The sequence below is a fragment of the Oleiphilus sp. HI0132 genome (genome assembly GCF_001635845.1).
The window spans coordinates 1-1,470 of the sequence record NZ_LWGJ01000215.1; the positions used below are offsets into that span (position 1 = coordinate 1).

Genomic DNA, 1,470 nt, shown 5'->3' on the forward strand with positions numbered 1-1,470 from the left:
GGGGGCATTGAAAAAGTAAAGGCCAAAGAAATAGCTACTTGATCTTGTTTGTTAGCGAGGGCGGTCGTGGTGCTGAGTAACAGATAAAGTAACGTGGCTTTCGAAATAAATGCTCGCATTATCGTGTATCCGTATCCGGAGAAATCATAGGAAAATTATAGTTTGAATTTGCTGGATGTCCAACTTAGGCATTTTTTTGCCAACCTCGTTTTGGCTTCTCGAGTTAAAAAATCTAGCCAATTTTTCTTGATTTGAAGAGCAAAAAATAGTTTATTTGAACTGTAGCTTTTACCCGCAGGGCGCGGGCAAAATTTATGGTTAGTAAGTTGAAGCTGGGAACGTGTTTTTTCACTACAGAAACTGTTTTTACAAGGAGCAATAAGCAGAATGGACGCAATTGTAGGCACACCGCAACCTCCCTATTACTCTGTCATTTTTACCTCAGTACTTAGTAGCGATGATAAGGAATACTCTAACACATCTCTTCGTATGGAAGCGCTTGCCAGTGAGCAAGACGGGTTTTTGGGCTTAGAGTCAGCACGTGACTCACTAGGTGTGACGGTTTCCTATTGGCGTGATCTGGAATCGATTAAAGCGTGGAAAGATAATCTAGAACATACTGCAGCACAGTCTTTAGGAAAGGAGCGCTGGTATAGAGACTATAAAGTCAGGGTTTCACGTGTGGAACGCGATTACGGTTTATTGTAAAGCGCCTATTATCAATAGAGAAGATTGCCTTCTCTATTGATTTTATAGTCATTGTGCTAGTCGCTTTTCAGGGCCGCTAAGTTGCTATATAAGTTTAATGCCTCTGGGTTTGCCAATGCTTCTATATTTGTAAGCTCTTTGCCGTGCACGACATTTCTAACGGCTAGCTCGACAATTTTTCCACTCAATGTTCTGGGAATGTCCGTGACTTGAAGAATCTTATTGGGCACATGCCTTGGTGTAGTATTCTCGCGGATACTTCGTTTTATCTTATCGATAAGCTGCGTGTCTAGTGTTAAACCTTCTTGTAAACGAACAAAGAGAATGACACGAACATCATCTTGCCATTCTTGGCCGATAGCAATTGACTCAAACACTTCCTCAACCTTTTCAACCTGACGATAAATCTCAGCAGTACCTATTCGAACACCGCCAGGGTTAAGGATTGCATCAGAGCGGCCGTGAATGATTACGCCGGTTTGGGTTGGTGTTCCATTATCTGCTTCGTGGACAATAAGCTCTCCGTAGTCCCCATGAGCCCATGTGTTGTCAAAGCGTTTAAAGTAAGCGCTTTGGTATTTTTCGTTATTTTTGTCATTCCAGAAACCGGTTGGCATGGAAGGGAAGGCTTGCTTACAAACAAGCTCTCCTTTTCCTTGTGTAAGGCTAGTTCCATCATCATCTAAAAATTGTACGTCCATCCCTAAGCCAATGCATTGAAGCTCACCTTTGTATACTGGAAGATTCGGGTTTCCTAGCGCA

Annotated in this window: 1 protein-coding gene and 1 pseudogene; one reads left to right on the forward strand and one right to left on the reverse strand. The window is 42.4% G+C overall.

Annotated features, from left to right (window positions below):
* The first annotated feature begins 387 nt into the window (after nt 1–387).
* The gene (locus A3766_RS02695) at nt 388–708 is read left to right on the forward strand and encodes an antibiotic biosynthesis monooxygenase (protein ID WP_068507222.1); all 321 of its coding nucleotides are present in this window, start codon (nt 388–390) and stop codon (nt 706–708) included.
* A gap of 56 nt (nt 709–764) precedes the next feature.
* On the opposite strand, the pseudogene A3766_RS02700 reads toward A3766_RS02695, so the two are convergent.
* Nucleotides 765–1,470: pseudogene (locus A3766_RS02700) on the reverse strand (acetoacetate--CoA ligase); the annotation flags it as partial.